The organism is Solitalea canadensis DSM 3403 (assembly GCF_000242635.2).
Taxonomy (GTDB): domain Bacteria; phylum Bacteroidota; class Bacteroidia; order Sphingobacteriales; family Sphingobacteriaceae; genus Solitalea; species Solitalea canadensis.
In genome coordinates this window covers 511,334-527,522 of sequence record NC_017770.1, presented here as the reverse complement: position 1 = coordinate 527,522, position 16,189 = coordinate 511,334, and the positions used below count along the sequence as shown (strand labels likewise).

Below are 16,189 nucleotides of genomic sequence, written 5' to 3'. Positions count from 1 at the left end.
AAGATTAAGACTAGTCTTCGTCTTCTTTAGAAGCTAATAGTTTTTCGTATTCTTCACGTGAACCAACAATCATGCGATCATAATCACGCATACCAGTACCTGAAGGGATCAAGTGACCAACGATCACGTTTTCTTTCAAGCCTAACATGTAGTCAGTTTTACCTGCGATTGCTGCCTCATTAAGAACTTTAGTAGTTTCCTGGAAGGAAGCTGCCGAAATCCAGCTCTTAGTACCTAATGATGAACGGGTAATACCTTGTAACACCGGACTTGAAGTAGCAGGAACCGCATCACGCGCTTCAACTAATTTCATATCACGACGTTTTAAGATAGAATTCTCATCACGTAGTTTACGAACTGTAACGATTTGTCCTTTTTTCAACGAGGTTGACTCTCCCGGATCAACAACAACTTTCTTGTCGAACATGCTGTCGTTCTCATCCATAAAGTCAAGCTTATCTACGGCTTCACGCTCTAAGAAACGAGTATCTCCCGGATCTTCGATCAACACTTTTTGCATCATTTGGTGAACGATAACCTCAAAGTGCTTATCATTGATTTTCACACCTTGTAAACGGTATACCTCTTGAACACCATTTACTAAGTATTCTTGTACTGCACCTGGACCTTTGATTGCCAAGATATCAGTAGGACTGATAGATCCGTCTGATAACGGCATACCTGCTTTGATAAAGTCATTATCCTGAACAAGAATGTGTTTAGATAATGATACCAGGTATTTCTTGATCTCTCCGTCTTTCGATTCAATGATGATCTCACGATTACCACGTTTCACACCGCCCAAGGTAACAACACCATCGATCTCAGTAACGATTGCTGGGTTCGATGGGTTACGTGCCTCGAATAATTCGGTAACACGAGGAAGACCACCGGTGATATCTCGGGTTTTACCAGCAGAACGAGGGATCTTAACAAGAACCTGTCCTGATGATACTTTTTCACTTTCATCAACAGCAATGTGAGCTCCTACAGGGATACTGTAACCTTTTTCACCATCTTTGCCAACAATACGAATAACAGGGTTCTTCGTTTTATCACGGCTATCGATAATTACCTTCTCCTTGTGACCAGTTTGTTCATCTGACTCTTCACGGAAGGTTACACCTTCAGTAATTGCTTCAAACTCAACTTTACCGGTATATTCTGAAACGATGACAGCGTTATATGGGTCCCAACTACAGATAGTAGCACCTTTTTCAACTTTCTGTCCATCAACAACAAATAAGTGAGCTCCGTAAGGAATGTTATTGGTCATGATCACTTTACCAGTGTGTTCTTCGATCAAACGAATCTCACCTGAACGACCTAACACAACTTCAATCTGACCATCATCATTTTTCAAGGTAACGGTACGAATGTTTTCGAACTCCAATTTACCAGGGAACTTAGCACTGATCTGTGATTCAGCAGCAATGTTCGATGCAGTACCACCGACGTGGAAGGTACGAAGTGTAAGCTGGGTACCTGGCTCACCGATTGACTGTGCTGCAATTACGCCGACAGCTTCACCGATCTGAACCATTTTACCAGTAGCAAGGTTACGACCGTAACACTTAGCACAAGTACCGCGTTTAGATTCGCAGGTAAGTACCGAACGAATTTCAACAGCATCTACAGCTGACTCTTCAATGCGTTGACCAACTTCTTCAGTGATTTCTTCACCTGCATGCGCAAGTGTCTCATTGGTTAATGGATCAATTACATCATTCAGAGCAACACGACCTAAGATACGCTCATATAATGGCTCAACGATTTCTTCGTTATCTTTCAATGCAGAAGTAAGCACACCACGTAATGTTCCACAATCCGGCTCAGAAACCACCATATCTTGTGCTACGTCATGCAAACGACGAGTCAAATAACCAGCATCGGCAGTTTTCAAGGCCGTATCCGCCAAACCTTTACGAGCACCGTGGGTAGAGATAAAGTACTCTAGTACCGACAGACCTTCTTTAAAGTTTGAAAGGATCGGGTTCTCGATAATTTCACCACCTGAACCTGATTTTTGTGGTTTAGCCATCAAACCCCTCATTCCACAAAGCTGACGAATCTGCTCTTTAGAACCACGGGCTCCTGAATCCAACATCATGTATACTGAGTTGAAACCTTGATTATCTGAAGCAAGTTGCTTCATCAAGTGATCAGTTAGGCGAGAGTTGATACGTGTCCAAATATCGATGATCTGATTGTAACGCTCGTTGTTGGTAATGAAACCCATGTTATAGTTGTTCATTACTTCATCAACTTCATCTTGCGCCTGATTTAACAAAATAGCTTTTTCTTCTGGAATGGTAACGTCTTTCAAGTTGAATGACAAACCTCCTTTGAACGCCATTTGGAAACCTAACTCCTTAATATCATCAAGGAATCTAGCGGCACGAGCCATACCTGTAATTTTCACGATGTTACCAATAATATCACGAAGCGATTTTTTGGTTAACAATTCGTTAATGAAACCAGTTTCTACAGGAGAGAACTCATTTACGATAACACGTCCTACAGTAGTTTCAATTAACTTATTTACAGGTTCACCGTTCTCATCAACAGTGTTTACTTTAACCTTGATCCACGCGTGTAAATCAATACGGTTTTCATTTAACGCAATGCGAACTTCCTCTGGGCTGTAGAAAATTGAACCTTCTCCACGAACAATGCGATCAGGAGTGGACTTACGTCCTTTGGTAATATAATACAGACCCAATACCATGTCTTGCGAAGGTACGGTGATTGGAGTACCGTTTGCAGGGTTAAGGATGTTGTGTGCTGCCAACATTAAGATTTGGGCTTCCAAAACAGCTGCGTTACCAAGTGGAACGTGAACAGCCATCTGGTCACCGTCAAAGTCGGCGTTGAATGCGGTACATACTAATGGGTGTAACTGAATCGCTTTACCTTCAACTAATTTAGGTTGGAAAGCCTGAATACCTAAACGGTGCAGCGTTGGCGCACGGTTTAGCATTACAGGGTGACCTTTCAGTACGTTTTCCAAGATATCCCAAACTAATGGGTCTTTACGATCAACAATCTTTTTAGCTGATTTCACCGTTTTAACAACACCACGCTCAATCATCTTACGAATGATAAATGGTTTGAACAGCTCGGCAGCCATATCTTTAGGTAAACCACACTCGTGTAATTTTAAGGTAGGACCTACAACAATTACCGAACGCGCAGAATAGTCAACACGTTTACCTAACAAGTTTTGACGGAAACGACCTTGTTTACCTTTCAGGATATCTGAAAGTGATTTCAAAGCACGATTACCCTCAGTTTTAACAGCGTTAACTTTACGTGAGTTATCGAATAACGAGTCAACAGCTTCCTGTAACATACGTTTTTCGTTACGTAAAATCACTTCAGGAGCTTTGATCTCGATCAAACGTTTCAAACGGTTGTTACGGATGATCACACGACGATATAAATCGTTCAAGTCTGAAGTTGCAAAACGACCACCATCCAAAGGAACTAAAGGACGTAATTCAGGTGGAATTACAGGAACGATCTTAACGATCATCCATTCCGGACGGTTTTCGATATTAGCTTGTGCACCACGGAAAGCTTCTACTACCTGAAGGCGTTTCAAAGCTTCGTTTTTACGTTGCTGCGAAGTTTCATTAGCAGCCTGATGACGCAAGTCATATGACAATTGATCTAATTGTAAGCGGCCCAATAGGTCCTGAAGAGCTTCAGCACCCATTTTTGCAACAAATTTATTAGGATCTTTGTCGTCTAAATATTGGTTTTCTTTAGGAAGAGTATCTAATATATCTAAATATTCCTCTTCTGTTAAGAAATCGAGATACTGGATACCATCCTGAGCTTTAACACCCGGCTGAATAACCACATAACGCTCGTAATAAATGATCAAATCCAATTTCTTGGTAGGTAAGCCTAGCAAGTAACCGATTTTGTTTGGCAATGAGCGGAAGTACCAGATGTGAGCAACAGGCACAACTAAGTTGATGTGACCCATACGCTCGCGACGTACTTTTTTCTCTGTAACCTCAACACCACAACGGTCGCACACAATGCCTTTATAACGGATACGTTTGTATTTACCACAGGCACACTCATAATCCTTCACAGGACCGAAAATACGCTCGCAGAACAAACCATCACGTTCCGGCTTATACGTACGGTAGTTGATCGTTTCTGGTTTCAATACCTCGCCGCTTGAGCGCTCTAAGATATTCTCAGGCGATGCAAGGCTGATCGTAATTTTGGTAAAATTACTTTTGATCTTATTTTCTTTTTTGTACGACATATTCAATTTTAAATGAGAGAATTAAAGAATGTCAGAATGAGTGAACGTTAAAGATTGCTCTTCCATCCACTCATTCATTCTTTCAATCATTATTCTAATGTAACGTCTAAGCCTAAGCCGCGTAACTCATGTACCAATACGTTGAACGATTCTGGCACGCCCGGAGTTGGAAGGTTTTCACCTTTAACAATGGCTTCGTAAGTTTTAGCACGACCGATAACATCATCAGACTTAACAGTAAGGATCTCTTGAAGAATATTTGCAGCACCGAAAGCTTCCAATGCCCAAACCTCCATCTCACCGAAACGCTGACCACCAAACTGTGCCTTACCACCCAATGGTTGTTGAGTAATAAGTGAGTATGGACCGATAGAACGTGCGTGCATCTTATCGTCAACCATGTGACCAAGTTTCAGCATGTAAATAATACCTACTGTAGTTGGCTGGTGGAAACGATCACCGGTTAACCCATCGTGCAGGTAAGTTCTACCCGACTCTGGAACACCAGCTTTCTTGATCCAATCTTCCACTTCAGCATGGGTCGCACCATCGAAGATCGGAGTAGCGAACTTGATACCAAGCTCTTTACCTGCCCAACCTAAGATAGTTTCGTAGATCTGACCCAAGTTCATACGTGAAGGTACACCAAGTGGGTTCAACACGATATCAACCGGAGTTCCATCCTCTAAGAATGGCATATCTTCGTCGCGTACAATACGGGCAACAATACCTTTGTTACCGTGACGACCTGCCATCTTATCCCCTACTTTAAGCTTACGTTTTTTAGCAACATATACTTTAGCCATCTGAACGATACCTGAAGGAAGCTCGTCACCTACGCTGATAGCGAATTTCTGACGACGGTAATCTCCAAGTTCTTCGTTTACTTTGATGCCATAGTTATGAAGTAACAACTTGATTTGATCATTTTTATCTTTATCAGTTGTCCACTTATTAGGATTGATGTTCTCGTAGTTTAATTCAGCTAACATCTTCTGAGTGAACTTCACTCCTTTAGCGATTAATAACTCTTTATAGTTATCATAAACGCCTTGAGATGTTTTACCATTAACTAGCTCAAACAACTTCTCTACTAAAGTATCTTTTAGCTTGTTATTGTTATTATTATGACGAGCATCTAATTTTTCCAATTGCGCTTTCTCATCGTTTTTAGAAGTTTTCTTAGCACGAGAGAACAATTTGGTATCGATAACCACACCGTTAATTGATGGAGAAGCTTTCAATGAAGCATCTTTTACATCACCGGCTTTATCACCAAAGATTGCGCGTAATAATTTTTCTTCTGGTGAAGGATCTGACTCACCTTTTGGAGTAATCTTACCGATCAGGATATCGCCTTCTTTCACCTCAGCACCTACACGGATAATACCGTTTTCGTCAAGGTCTTTAGTAGCTTCTTCCGATACATTAGGAATATCCGGAGTTAATTCCTCTTCACCACGTTTTGTATCACGAACTTCAAGTTCGAACTCTTCGATATGCAATGAGGTAAAGATATCTTCACGTGCGATACGCTCAGAGATTACAATCGCATCCTCAAAGTTGAAACCTTGCCAAGGCATGAACGCTACTTTTAAGTTACGTCCTAATGCTAATTCTCCATTTTGAGTAGCATAACCTTCGGTAAGCACTTGTCCTTTTTTAACTTTTTGACCTTTCTTAACGATGGGCTTCAAGTTGATACAAGTACTTTGGTTGGTTTTCTTGAACTTGATTAATGAATATGATTTTTCATCACCATCGAATGATACTAAGCGGTCATCTTCTGTACGCTCGTAACGGATAGTGATTTTGTTAGCATCAACATACACAACTTCACCATCACCTTCAGCATTCATTAATGTACGTGAGTCAGATGCAACACGACCTTCCAAACCGGTACCAACAATTGGAGATTCAGGACGTAACAATGGTACTGCCTGACGCTGCATGTTCGAACCCATCAACGCACGGTTGGCGTCATCGTGTTCAAGGAAAGGAATCAATGAAGCAGCGATTGATGTAATTTGGTTTGGTGCAATATCGATAAGGTCGATTTTCTCGGGTTCAATTACCGGGAAGTCACCTTCGTAACGTGATTTAACTTTAGGCGTTAAGAAGTTACCTTTATCATCGTATTGTGCATTTGCCTGTGCAATTGTTTTTCCATCTTCATCCTCAGCACTCATGTAGATTACAGGTTCATCCACTGAAACTTTACCATCAATTACTTTACGATAAGGAGTTTCAATGAAACCTAAATTGTTAATCTTAGCATGAACACAAAGAGAAGAAATAAGACCGATGTTCGGACCCTCTGGCGTTTCAATTGTACACAAACGGCCATAGTGCGTATAGTGAACGTCACGAACCTCGAAACCTGCACGCTCACGAGAAAGACCACCAGGACCTAAAGCTGAAAGACGACGTTTGTGCGTGATCTCCGCCAATGGGTTGGTTTGATCCATGAACTGTGATAACTGGTTAGTTCCAAAGAACGAGTTAATCACAGAAGATAATGTACGTGCATTGATCAAATCGGTTGGTGTGAACACCTCGTTATCACGAATGTTCATACGCTCACGAATGGTACGAGCCATACGAGCTAAACCTACACCGAATTGAGCATATAATTGTTCACCTACAGTACGAACACGACGATTTGACAAGTGGTCAATATCATCAACATCCGCTTTCGCGTTAATCAAACGAATTAAATACTTAACAATCTCAATGATATCTACCTTAGTTAATACTTTAGTATCCTCATCGGTATCTAAACCTAGTTTACGGTTAATACGGTAACGACCTACATCACCTAAATCGTAACGTTTATCCGAGAAGAACAGACGCTCAATAATACCGCGAGCTGTTTCCTCATCAGGTGGTTCTGCATTACGTAAAGCACGGTAAATGTGCTCAACAGCTTCTTTTTCAGAGTTTGAAGTATCTTTTTGAAGCGTGTTATATATAATGGCATGATCAGCAGTAGTAACGTCATCTTTAGTCAAAATAATTGACTTAACGCCAGCGTCGATGATCAAATCGATATGATCTTCTTCAAGAATGGTTTCACGCTCCATGATCACTTCGTTACGATCAATAGATACCACTTCACCGGTATCCTCATCAACGAAATCTTCAACCCATTTGCGTAAAACTCTGGCAGCCAAACGACGGCCAACATATTTTTTCAATCCAGATTTGCTAACCTTAACCTCATCAGCTAGGTCGAACAACTCAAGGATATCTTTATCAGAATCATACCCGATGGCACGCAGCAACGTAGTTACAGGGAACTTTTTCTTACGATCAATGTAAGCATACATCACGTTGTTAACGTCAGTAGCAAACTCAATCCATGAACCTTTAAAAGGAATTACACGAGCCGAGTAAAGCTTAGTACCATTAGTGTGACGGCTTTGACCGAAGAATACGCCCGGTGAACGGTGTAGCTGAGACACAATAACACGCTCAGCCCCATTGATCACAAAAGTACCTTTAGGTGTCATGTAAGGAATTGTACCTAAGTACACATCCTGTACAATTGTTTCGAAATCTTCGTGTTCCGGATCGGTACAATACAACCTAAGCTTAGCTTTTAATGGCACGCTGTAAGTCAAACCGCGTTCAATACACTCTTGGATATCATAACGAGGCGGATCAATGAAATAATCCAAAAACTCAAGTACGAAGATGCCTCGAGAATCGGAAATTGGGAAGTTCTCGCTAAATACTTTAAACAAGCCTTCAGTATGACGATCATCAGCGGTAGTATCTAACTGAAAGAACTGCTGGAATGATTCCAACTGAACATCCAGAAAATCCGGATAATCTAATACATGTTTACTTGTAGCGAAACTTACTCTTTGCGAATTATTAGTGTTGTTTGCCAAGGGAATAAAGTTTGAGAGTGAAAACTATTAAAGGTTTCAAACATCTGTAAATTGCCGATAACTAACTCATTATCAGCAGATTCGCATAAATTAAGATAAACAGATAAAAACAGGAATAGACTCTCCCTTTTGGGAAGAGTCTCCTCCTGTTATATGTGAAATAAGTAATTACTTAATTTCAACTTTAGCACCAGCTTCTTCTAATTGCTTTTTCAAAGCTTCTGCTTCGTCTTTAGCAACACCTTCTTTTAAAGGTTTTGGAGCGCCGTCTACTAAGTCTTTAGCTTCTTTCAAGCCTAAACCAGTTAAGTCTTTAACTAATTTAACAACTGCTAATTTTTGACCACCTGCGTCAGCAAGAATTACATCAAAAGAAGTTTTTTCTTCTTCAACAGCAGCACCAGCACCAGCAGCACCACCAGCAACCATTACAGGTGCTGCAGCAGCAGGCTCAATACCGTACTCGTCTTTTAAAATCTGAGCAAGCTCGTTAACTTCTTTAACTGTTAAGTTTACCAATTGTTCAGCAAACGCTTTCAAATCTGCCATTTTTATAAAAATTTGATAGTTTAAATACTAAATTAATTAAATGTAAGCATTCTTATGGTAGCTTACGCACCTTTTTCTGATAATGTTTTGATGATACCTGCAAGTTTTCCACCTTCTGATTTCAACGCAGAAATAACGTTTTTAGCAGGAGATTGTAACAAGCCAACGATATCACCGATAAGCTCTTGACGAGATTTAATCGCCGTAAGCGTATCTAACTGATTGTCGCCAACAAAGAATGCTTGCTCAATTGAAGCACCTTTTAAGATAGGCTTTTCAGCACCTTTTTCGCTACGTAATTCTTTGATTAGTTTAGCAGGTACATTTCCTGTATTAGAAAACATTACACCTGAAGTACCTTTCAAAGCAGCGAATAACGGGCTGTAATCAACACCTGTAGCTTCCATTGCCTTACGAATAAGAGAATTTTTAGCTACCTGGAATTTAATGTCTCTTTCAAAACATTTTCTTCTGATCGCGTTAATCTTAGCAACAGTTAGATTTGAAGTATCGGTAATATAAAAAGTACCGTACGTCTCCATCTTCTCTTTAAGATCGAGAACGATTACATTTTTTTCTTCTCTGTTCATGTCTTAGATTCCCGCTACAGATTTAGTTTCAACATGAATGCCGGAACTCATGGTACTCGACATATGGATACTCTTAAAGTAGGTACCTTTGGCAGCTGAAGGTTTTAAACGAGAGATTGTTTGAATTACTTCTAACGCATTCTCGTAAATTTTCTCAGGAGCAAATGATACTTTACCTATTGAGGTATGAATGATACCGGTTTTATCAACTTTGAAGTCAATTTTACCACCCTTAACGTCAGTTACTGCTTTACCAACCTCGTTAGTTACAGTTCCTGATTTAGGATTTGGCATCAAGTTACGTGGACCCAAAACTCGGCCTAACTTACCTACTTTAGCCATACAAGCAGGAGTGGTGATGATGATATCAACATCAGTCCAACCTTGCTCAATCTTAGTAATATAATCATCCAAGCCTACATAATCAGCACCGGCTTCTTTAGCTTCCTGCTCTTTGTCTGGAGTACAAAGTACTAAAACGCGAACAGTTTTACCGGTACCGTGTGGTAACACAGCGATACCTCTTACCATTTGATTAGCTTTACGTGGGTCAACACCCAAACGAATATCTAAATCAACCGAAGCATCGAACTTGGTAGTGGTGATCTCTTTTACTAAGGCAGAGGCTTCCTGTAGAGAGTAAGCTTTATCTTTCTCCAACAGGGATAATACTTTTTTGCGATTTTTTGTTAATCTTGCCACTGTTTTACCCTTAATAATTTAATAATTCATTAAAATGGACGTTCACCAGAAACGGTGATACCCATACTGCGTGCTGTACCAGCAACCATTGACATTGCTGATTCAATAGTAAACGCGTTTAAGTCAGGCATTTTATCCTCTGCAATTGTACGTACTTGTTCCCAAGATACAGAAGCAACTTTTTTACGGTTTGACTCAGCCGAACCGCTTTTAAGTTTAGTCACTTCCAGTAACTGAATAGCTACAGGAGGTGTTTTGATGATAAAATCAAACGACTTGTCGGCGTAAACTGTAATTACAACAGGAAGTACTTTACCCGGTTTATCTTGGGTTCTAGCATTAAACTGCTTACAGAACTCCATGATATTCACACCTTTAGCACCTAATGCAGGTCCTACTGGAGGAGAAGGGTTAGCAGCACCACCTTTAATTTGTAATTTAACAAGCGCACTAACTTCTTTTGCCATGTCTCGTTTGTTAATTAAGAAATGTTAAACAATTGTGGAAGCAATAAGTAACATTTGTATTGAAAAACTCATTAATATAAAATTAATGAGGCGCAAAAGTAAATCTTTTGCGCCACATTATCAAATATTTAGTTATTCTTTTTCTACTTGCATGTAATTAAGCTCTAAAGGAGTTCTCCGGCCAAATATTTTAACCATAACCTTGAGCTTTTTCTTTTCTTCATTCACCTCTTCAATAACTCCTGTGAAGCCATTGAAAGGACCGTCCATTACCTTAACGTTTTCACCCACATAATAAGGAACTCCGGTTGTTTCACCCTGTGCAGAAATTTCGTCAACAGTACCTAAGATACGATTAACTTCAGACTGGCGCAGAGGAATAGCAGTACCATCCTTGTCGCCAAGAAAACCGATAACGCTATTTATATTTTTGATAATATGTTCTAACTCACCATCAAGCTGTGCTTCAATAAGAACATAGCCAGGGAAAAAGTTGCGTTCTTTGGCAATTTTTTTACCGTTACGCATCTGGTATACTTTTTCCATTGGAATAAGCACCTGAGGAACGAGATGGTTAAAGCCTAAGCGGTTGATCTCAGCCTCTATGTATTGCTTAACCTTTTTCTCCTTACCACTAACGGCTCTTACTACATACCATTTTAACTGATCACTCATCCCTTACCTCCGAATTAAGAGAACAAATTGTAAAACGATTCGATCAATACGTGACCAAATACCTCATCCATTGCAAATACAATTCCTGCCATGATGCCTGAAGCAACTATAACCACCATTGCACTGTTAAACAATTCTGAAGCTGTAGGCCATGTAACATGATTCAACAACTCGTTTTTAGATTCTTTGATGTATTCTACTACCTTGCTCATTAAAACTACGTTATTAGATACAATGAATGGTTAATAGTATTTTACGGGTTTCCTTTAAATAAAATCAAGAAACCAATATAAAAACTATTAACCTAACATCTTGCACGGGTGGAGAGATTCGAACTCCCATCAGCGGTTTTGGAGACCGACATTCTACCCTTGAACTACACCCGTGTGGAAAAAACAATGGCATTCAGCGAACCAAACGCCATTGTTTTATATTTTGTTAAAATTATTTAACGATTTCAGTTACCTGACCAGCACCTACGGTACGACCACCTTCGCGGATAGCGAAACGAAGACCTTTTTCCATAGCGATTGCGCTGATTAATTTAACGTTGATTGTAACGTTATCACCTGGCATTACCATTTCTACTCCTGGCTCAAGTGAAATCTCACCAGTTACGTCAGTAGTACGGAAATAGAACTGAGGACGGTATTTGTTGAAGAATGGAGTGTGACGACCACCTTCAGCTTTGCTCAATACATAGATCTCAGCTTTGAAGTCAGCGTGAGGAGTTACTGAACCTGGTTTCACGATAACCATACCACGACGGATATCAGTTTTCTCAATACCACGTAACAATAAACCTACGTTATCACCAGCCTCACCGTAATCTAAGATTTTACGGAACATCTCAACACCAGTAACAGTTGATTTCAAATCTTCTGCACCCATACCAATGATTTGAACTGGGTCACCTGAGTTGATCACACCGCGCTCGATACGACCAGTTGCTACTGTACCACGACCAGTGATCGAGAATACGTCTTCAACAGGCATCAAGAAAGGAAGATCTTTCAAACGTGGTGGAACTGGGATGAAAGTATCAACAGCATTCATTAATTCCATGATAGTAGCAACCCATTTAGCATCGCCGTTCAAACCACCAAGAGCAGAACCACGGATAATTGGAGTGTTATCACCGTCGAATTCATAGAATGATAATAATTCACGAATTTCCATTTCAACTAGGTCTAACAATTCTGGATCGTCAACCATGTCTACTTTGTTCATGAACACAACAATTTTAGGAACTCCTACCTGACGAGCAAGAAGGATGTGCTCACGAGTTTGTGGCATAGGACCATCAGTAGCAGCTACTACCAAGATAGCACCGTCCATCTGAGCAGCACCAGTAACCATGTTTTTCACATAGTCAGCGTGACCTGGACAGTCAACGTGTGCATAGTGACGAGTAGCAGTAGAGTACTCAACGTGTGCAGTGTTAATGGTAATACCACGCTCTTTTTCTTCAGGAGCAGAGTCGATAGAATCGAATGAACGAGCTTCTGACAAACCTGCATCTGCTAATACTTTAGTGATAGCGGCAGTCAAGGTAGTTTTACCGTGGTCAACGTGACCAATTGTTCCAATGTTCAAGTGTTCCTTGGAACGGTCAAATTTTTCTTTTGCCATTTTATTTTTTACTTAATGTAGTTTTATAATTGATTAAAAATTAGCAGAACTAATTTGGAGCCTTTGATGGGATTTGAACCCATGACCTCATCCTTACCAAGGATGTACTCTACCCCTGAGCTACAAAGGCCTCGTCTAACAATCAAAGGTTAACCGCTAGGATTATCTTTCTTTAAGGAAAAATGTCTAACTGTTAACTTTTCTGATTACAAGAGAGCGGGAGACGAGGCTCGAACCCGCGACCTACAGCTTGGAAGGCTGTCGCTCTACCAACTGAGCTACTCCCGCTTGTAATATTTTTAGAATTTAAATGGTTGACTCTGACAAGCAAAATCAACCATTCTTTTCTTTATTGTTAGTGTGGGGGGGGAAGGATTCGAACCTTCGAAACCGAAGTAACGGATTTACAGTCCGTCCCATTTGACCGCTCTGGAACCCCCCCATCCGACAGTAATGAATTACCATCTCTGGAGCCTCCTATCGGAATCGAACCAATGACCTACTGATTACAAGTCAGTTGCTCTACCAGCTGAGCTAAGGAGGCGTTTTTATATTTTAAAGAACTACTTTCTTTGTTATCTCTTAACATTTGCTTTTGTTAAGGGATTGCAAATGTACAAAAAATTATTCTCGCTCAAAATTTATTTTAAAATATTTTTTTGTTTGAGTTCAGAACTAAAAAACAGCACTAACGCTATCATAAATCCTGATTTTTGTACCTTCAAAGAACATTGCCGAAGCGGCTGCAAAAGTAGTATTTTACTCGTAATAGCAAGAATATTTATAACTTTTTTTTACCAATATCTCCTTTGACTTTGATAGTCAGGAAGAAAAATTTATTCTACCAATTTACAAGAGTATGCAGCAAACTACTTTTACTTGATTCCTCTCACCCACTTTCATTCAATCAAATTTAAAAAAATTAAAAACCACCAGCTTTTGACCGGTGGTTTTTTAAGTTTTATTGTTGATTTATTTTAAAATTCAGGTTCAGCTACTACAGGTGAGTCTGCTTTTCCCAAATGTGTCCTTAATTTTTCTTTATGCTTTTTTAGTTGTTTGGCTAATGATTCTACGGCAACATCGGTGGCTTCTTCAAACGACTGACGCTGTTCTTTTACAAAGAGGTCTTTTCCGGGAATATTAATTTTAATTTCTACAATCTTGTTCGCATCATCCTCAGCTTTGTCGAGCCTCAGAAAAACATCTCCGTCTATCACGTGATCAAAAAACGAATCAAGTTTATCTAACTTGCGTTGAATAAAGTCAATTAATTTGATGTCGGCTGTGAAACGAATGGATTGCACACGAATTTTCATAGTTCCTCCTTTTTTAAAATTAGGCCCTTGGATGGGCTTGTTTATAAATAGATTTCAATCGTTCTGTGGTATTGTGTGTATATACCTGGGTGGCCGCTAAACTAGCATGTCCTAAAAGTTCTTTTATTGCATTTAGTTCAGCCCCCTTGTTTAATAGATGAGTCGCAAACGTATGTCTTAATACATGGGGACTCTTTTTTTCAATAGTTGCTACCTGTGAAAGACAATTATTAATTAGGTTATAAACAAATTTAGGATACAATTGCTCTCCTTTATTGGTAACGAAAAGGAAGTCGCTTTTGTTATCCGGTCCGTTGGAATTTTTAACAATTACGTAATCTAAAATTAAACTTCCAAATGTTTTTGTAATTGGTATTATCCGTTCTTTGTTGCGTTTTCCTAACACCTTTATAGTGTGAGAGTAAAAATTCACATCTTCATTTTTCAAATTGATCAGTTCAGCTAATCGCATACCTGTTTGATAAAACATTTCTACAATAAGCTTATCTCGCCTACCACTGAAACCTTCACCAAATTCAACTTTATCCAGTAAATTTTCAATTGCACTTTCTTCAATAACAACAGGAAGCCTTTTTTCCTTCTTAGGTGCCTGAACTTTGATTACAGGATTGTTATTAATGAATCCTTCGCGATGCAGGAACTTAAAATAGGTACGTAATGTTGAGAGTTTTCTATTTACGGTTGAGGCACTTTGATCATTATCCAGCAATTCCACCATCCACGATCTTATTATCGCGTGTGTAATCTGAGCACACGCCGTAATTTCAAATTGCGTTAGAAATGACAAAAATTGTTCGATATCATTTTTATAAGATATCAAGGTATGAGTTGAATAACGTTTTTCAAATTCAAGATATCGGAAGAAACTTTCTGTATGCATTCAAGGATATTAAATAGAAAGATAAAGCGTAATTGATATTGCTGTAACTTTTTCTGAAAAACTTAAAATAAAAATGGTCGTATATTTTAGTGAAATATACGACCATTAATATATAATAGCAAAAAGAATTATTGATTCTCTTGCTGAAGAGATTGCTTGTAAATCGCTTTCTTAACCTCGGTTCTACGAGCTACAGAACGCTTTTCAAAGGCTTGGCGGCTTCTTAGTTCGCGCAATACACCTGTTTTTTCAAACTTCTTCTTAAAACGCTTAAGCGCCTTATCAATTGCTTCGTTTTCTTTTACGTTAATGATAATCATACCCTTGATAATACCTCCTTTCAGTGGGACGACAAAGGTAAACAGAAAATAACTGATTATCAAACTATTTTTAATCTATTAAACTAATTGTCTGGCGGTCATTAAACTTACCTTACTTAAGCCTCGCATGATTGAGTACTGTGCAGCTCCATAAGTAATCATCACAATTACGCCAAGTATAGGTTTTGGAGATACAAACTGGTTAAAAGCCAACGTCATGTCAGAGATCATGAAAAATACGGCACCCGCATATATTAGATTAAAATTAGCCATAAAGACCTTATTATATAATGCAATGGCGGATATTGTCATTAATGAGATCACAATTGCATACACACTAACCGGAATCAACATAGGGCCTAAATGTGGTATTATAAAGAAGATCAGCACTGCAGCAATAAACCCAACAGGTACAAGCATTAATATTCTTTTTGTGATAGGAATATCACTTGCCGGCGAGGTTGCTGCAATTTTTCTGAATACAGTAATATACAGTAAATGGGCAGTCAGAAAGCTAACCAGACCCGTAATGAAAAAATAGAAACCAGGAGCTTTAGATGAATCATCTGCAAACAACAAGGCTATATCTCCAATCCAGGAAAATAAGAAAGCTAAAAGGACCGTTTTATTCGTTTTCTCAATTAAGTCGACTGTATTTAATGTATATAGCCAAGCTACAAAAACCATGATAAGTGGCTTTGCAATCAATCTGATTTCTGCTAAATGATTCAGATTCGCATATACAGTTAATGCAACAGAAATAGCAAACAATAGTGTAATTATTCTCTTCATATTTGTTTTTGGTTGATAAATCTAAAATAATGCAAAAAGCCAGACTTGCAAGGTCTGGCTT

At 39.2% G+C, this 16,189-nt stretch carries 13 protein-coding genes and 5 tRNA genes; all 18 read right to left on the bottom strand.

Going from position 1 to position 16,189, the window contains the following annotated elements; all coding sequences use genetic code 11:
* Positions 1–10: 10 nt before the first annotated feature.
* Positions 11–4,285, bottom strand: coding sequence for a DNA-directed RNA polymerase subunit beta' (gene rpoC, locus SOLCA_RS02060; RefSeq protein ID WP_014678787.1), 4,275 nt, complete (start codon positions 4,283–4,285; stop codon positions 11–13).
* 89 nt (positions 4,286–4,374) lie between these two features.
* Positions 4,375–8,181, bottom strand: coding sequence for a DNA-directed RNA polymerase subunit beta (gene rpoB / locus SOLCA_RS02055; protein ID WP_014678786.1), 3,807 nt, complete (start codon positions 8,179–8,181; stop codon positions 4,375–4,377).
* Positions 8,182–8,349: 168 nt separating this feature from the next.
* Complete coding sequence (gene rplL / locus SOLCA_RS02050; protein WP_014678785.1) at positions 8,350–8,730, bottom strand: 50S ribosomal protein L7/L12; 381 nt, start codon at positions 8,728–8,730, stop codon at positions 8,350–8,352.
* 62 nt (positions 8,731–8,792) lie between these two features.
* On the bottom strand, positions 8,793–9,320 hold the full coding sequence (gene rplJ, locus SOLCA_RS02045) for a 50S ribosomal protein L10 (RefSeq protein WP_014678784.1): 528 nt from the start codon (positions 9,318–9,320) through the stop codon (positions 8,793–8,795).
* A 3-nt stretch (positions 9,321–9,323) separates the two neighbouring features.
* Positions 9,324–10,022: a 50S ribosomal protein L1 gene (gene rplA, locus SOLCA_RS02040; RefSeq protein ID WP_014678783.1), complete on the bottom strand. Its 699-nt coding sequence runs from the start codon at positions 10,020–10,022 to the stop codon at positions 9,324–9,326.
* 29 nt (positions 10,023–10,051) lie between these two features.
* Entirely contained in the window at positions 10,052–10,489 is a 438-nt protein-coding gene (gene rplK, locus SOLCA_RS02035) for a 50S ribosomal protein L11 (protein ID WP_014678782.1), read from the bottom strand.
* A gap of 132 nt (positions 10,490–10,621) precedes the next feature.
* Positions 10,622–11,164: a transcription termination/antitermination protein NusG gene (nusG, locus tag SOLCA_RS02030; protein ID WP_014678781.1), complete on the bottom strand. Its 543-nt coding sequence runs from the start codon at positions 11,162–11,164 to the stop codon at positions 10,622–10,624.
* Between the two features lie 14 nt (positions 11,165–11,178).
* A complete protein-coding gene (gene secE, locus SOLCA_RS02025; RefSeq protein WP_014678780.1) occupies positions 11,179–11,376 on the bottom strand; it encodes a preprotein translocase subunit SecE in 198 nt (65 codons plus the stop codon).
* Positions 11,377–11,479: 103 nt separating this feature from the next.
* Positions 11,480–11,550: transfer RNA gene (locus tag SOLCA_RS02020), tRNA-Trp, on the bottom strand.
* A 58-nt stretch (positions 11,551–11,608) separates the two neighbouring features.
* Positions 11,609–12,796: an elongation factor Tu gene (gene tuf / locus SOLCA_RS02015; RefSeq protein WP_014678779.1), complete on the bottom strand. Its 1,188-nt coding sequence runs from the start codon at positions 12,794–12,796 to the stop codon at positions 11,609–11,611.
* 55 nt (positions 12,797–12,851) lie between these two features.
* Positions 12,852–12,926, bottom strand: a tRNA-Thr gene (locus tag SOLCA_RS02010).
* A gap of 85 nt (positions 12,927–13,011) precedes the next feature.
* Positions 13,012–13,084: transfer RNA gene (locus tag SOLCA_RS02005), tRNA-Gly, on the bottom strand.
* 73 nt (positions 13,085–13,157) lie between these two features.
* Positions 13,158–13,238 (bottom strand) — tRNA-Tyr (locus SOLCA_RS02000).
* A gap of 26 nt (positions 13,239–13,264) precedes the next feature.
* Positions 13,265–13,340, bottom strand: a tRNA-Thr gene (locus tag SOLCA_RS01995).
* 433 nt (positions 13,341–13,773) lie between these two features.
* Entirely contained in the window at positions 13,774–14,115 is a 342-nt protein-coding gene (hpf, locus tag SOLCA_RS01990; RefSeq protein WP_014678778.1) for a ribosome hibernation-promoting factor, HPF/YfiA family, read from the bottom strand.
* A 19-nt stretch (positions 14,116–14,134) separates the two neighbouring features.
* On the bottom strand, positions 14,135–15,016 hold the full coding sequence (locus SOLCA_RS01985; protein ID WP_014678777.1) for a tyrosine-type recombinase/integrase: 882 nt from the start codon (positions 15,014–15,016) through the stop codon (positions 14,135–14,137).
* 128 nt (positions 15,017–15,144) lie between these two features.
* Complete coding sequence (rpsU, locus tag SOLCA_RS01980; RefSeq protein WP_042479160.1) at positions 15,145–15,336, bottom strand: 30S ribosomal protein S21; 192 nt, start codon at positions 15,334–15,336, stop codon at positions 15,145–15,147.
* Positions 15,337–15,414: 78 nt separating this feature from the next.
* Positions 15,415–16,128 (bottom strand): lysoplasmalogenase, encoded by a 714-nt coding sequence (locus SOLCA_RS22070; RefSeq protein WP_014678775.1) that lies wholly within the window; start codon positions 16,126–16,128, stop codon positions 15,415–15,417.
* Positions 16,129–16,189 lie beyond the last annotated feature (61 nt).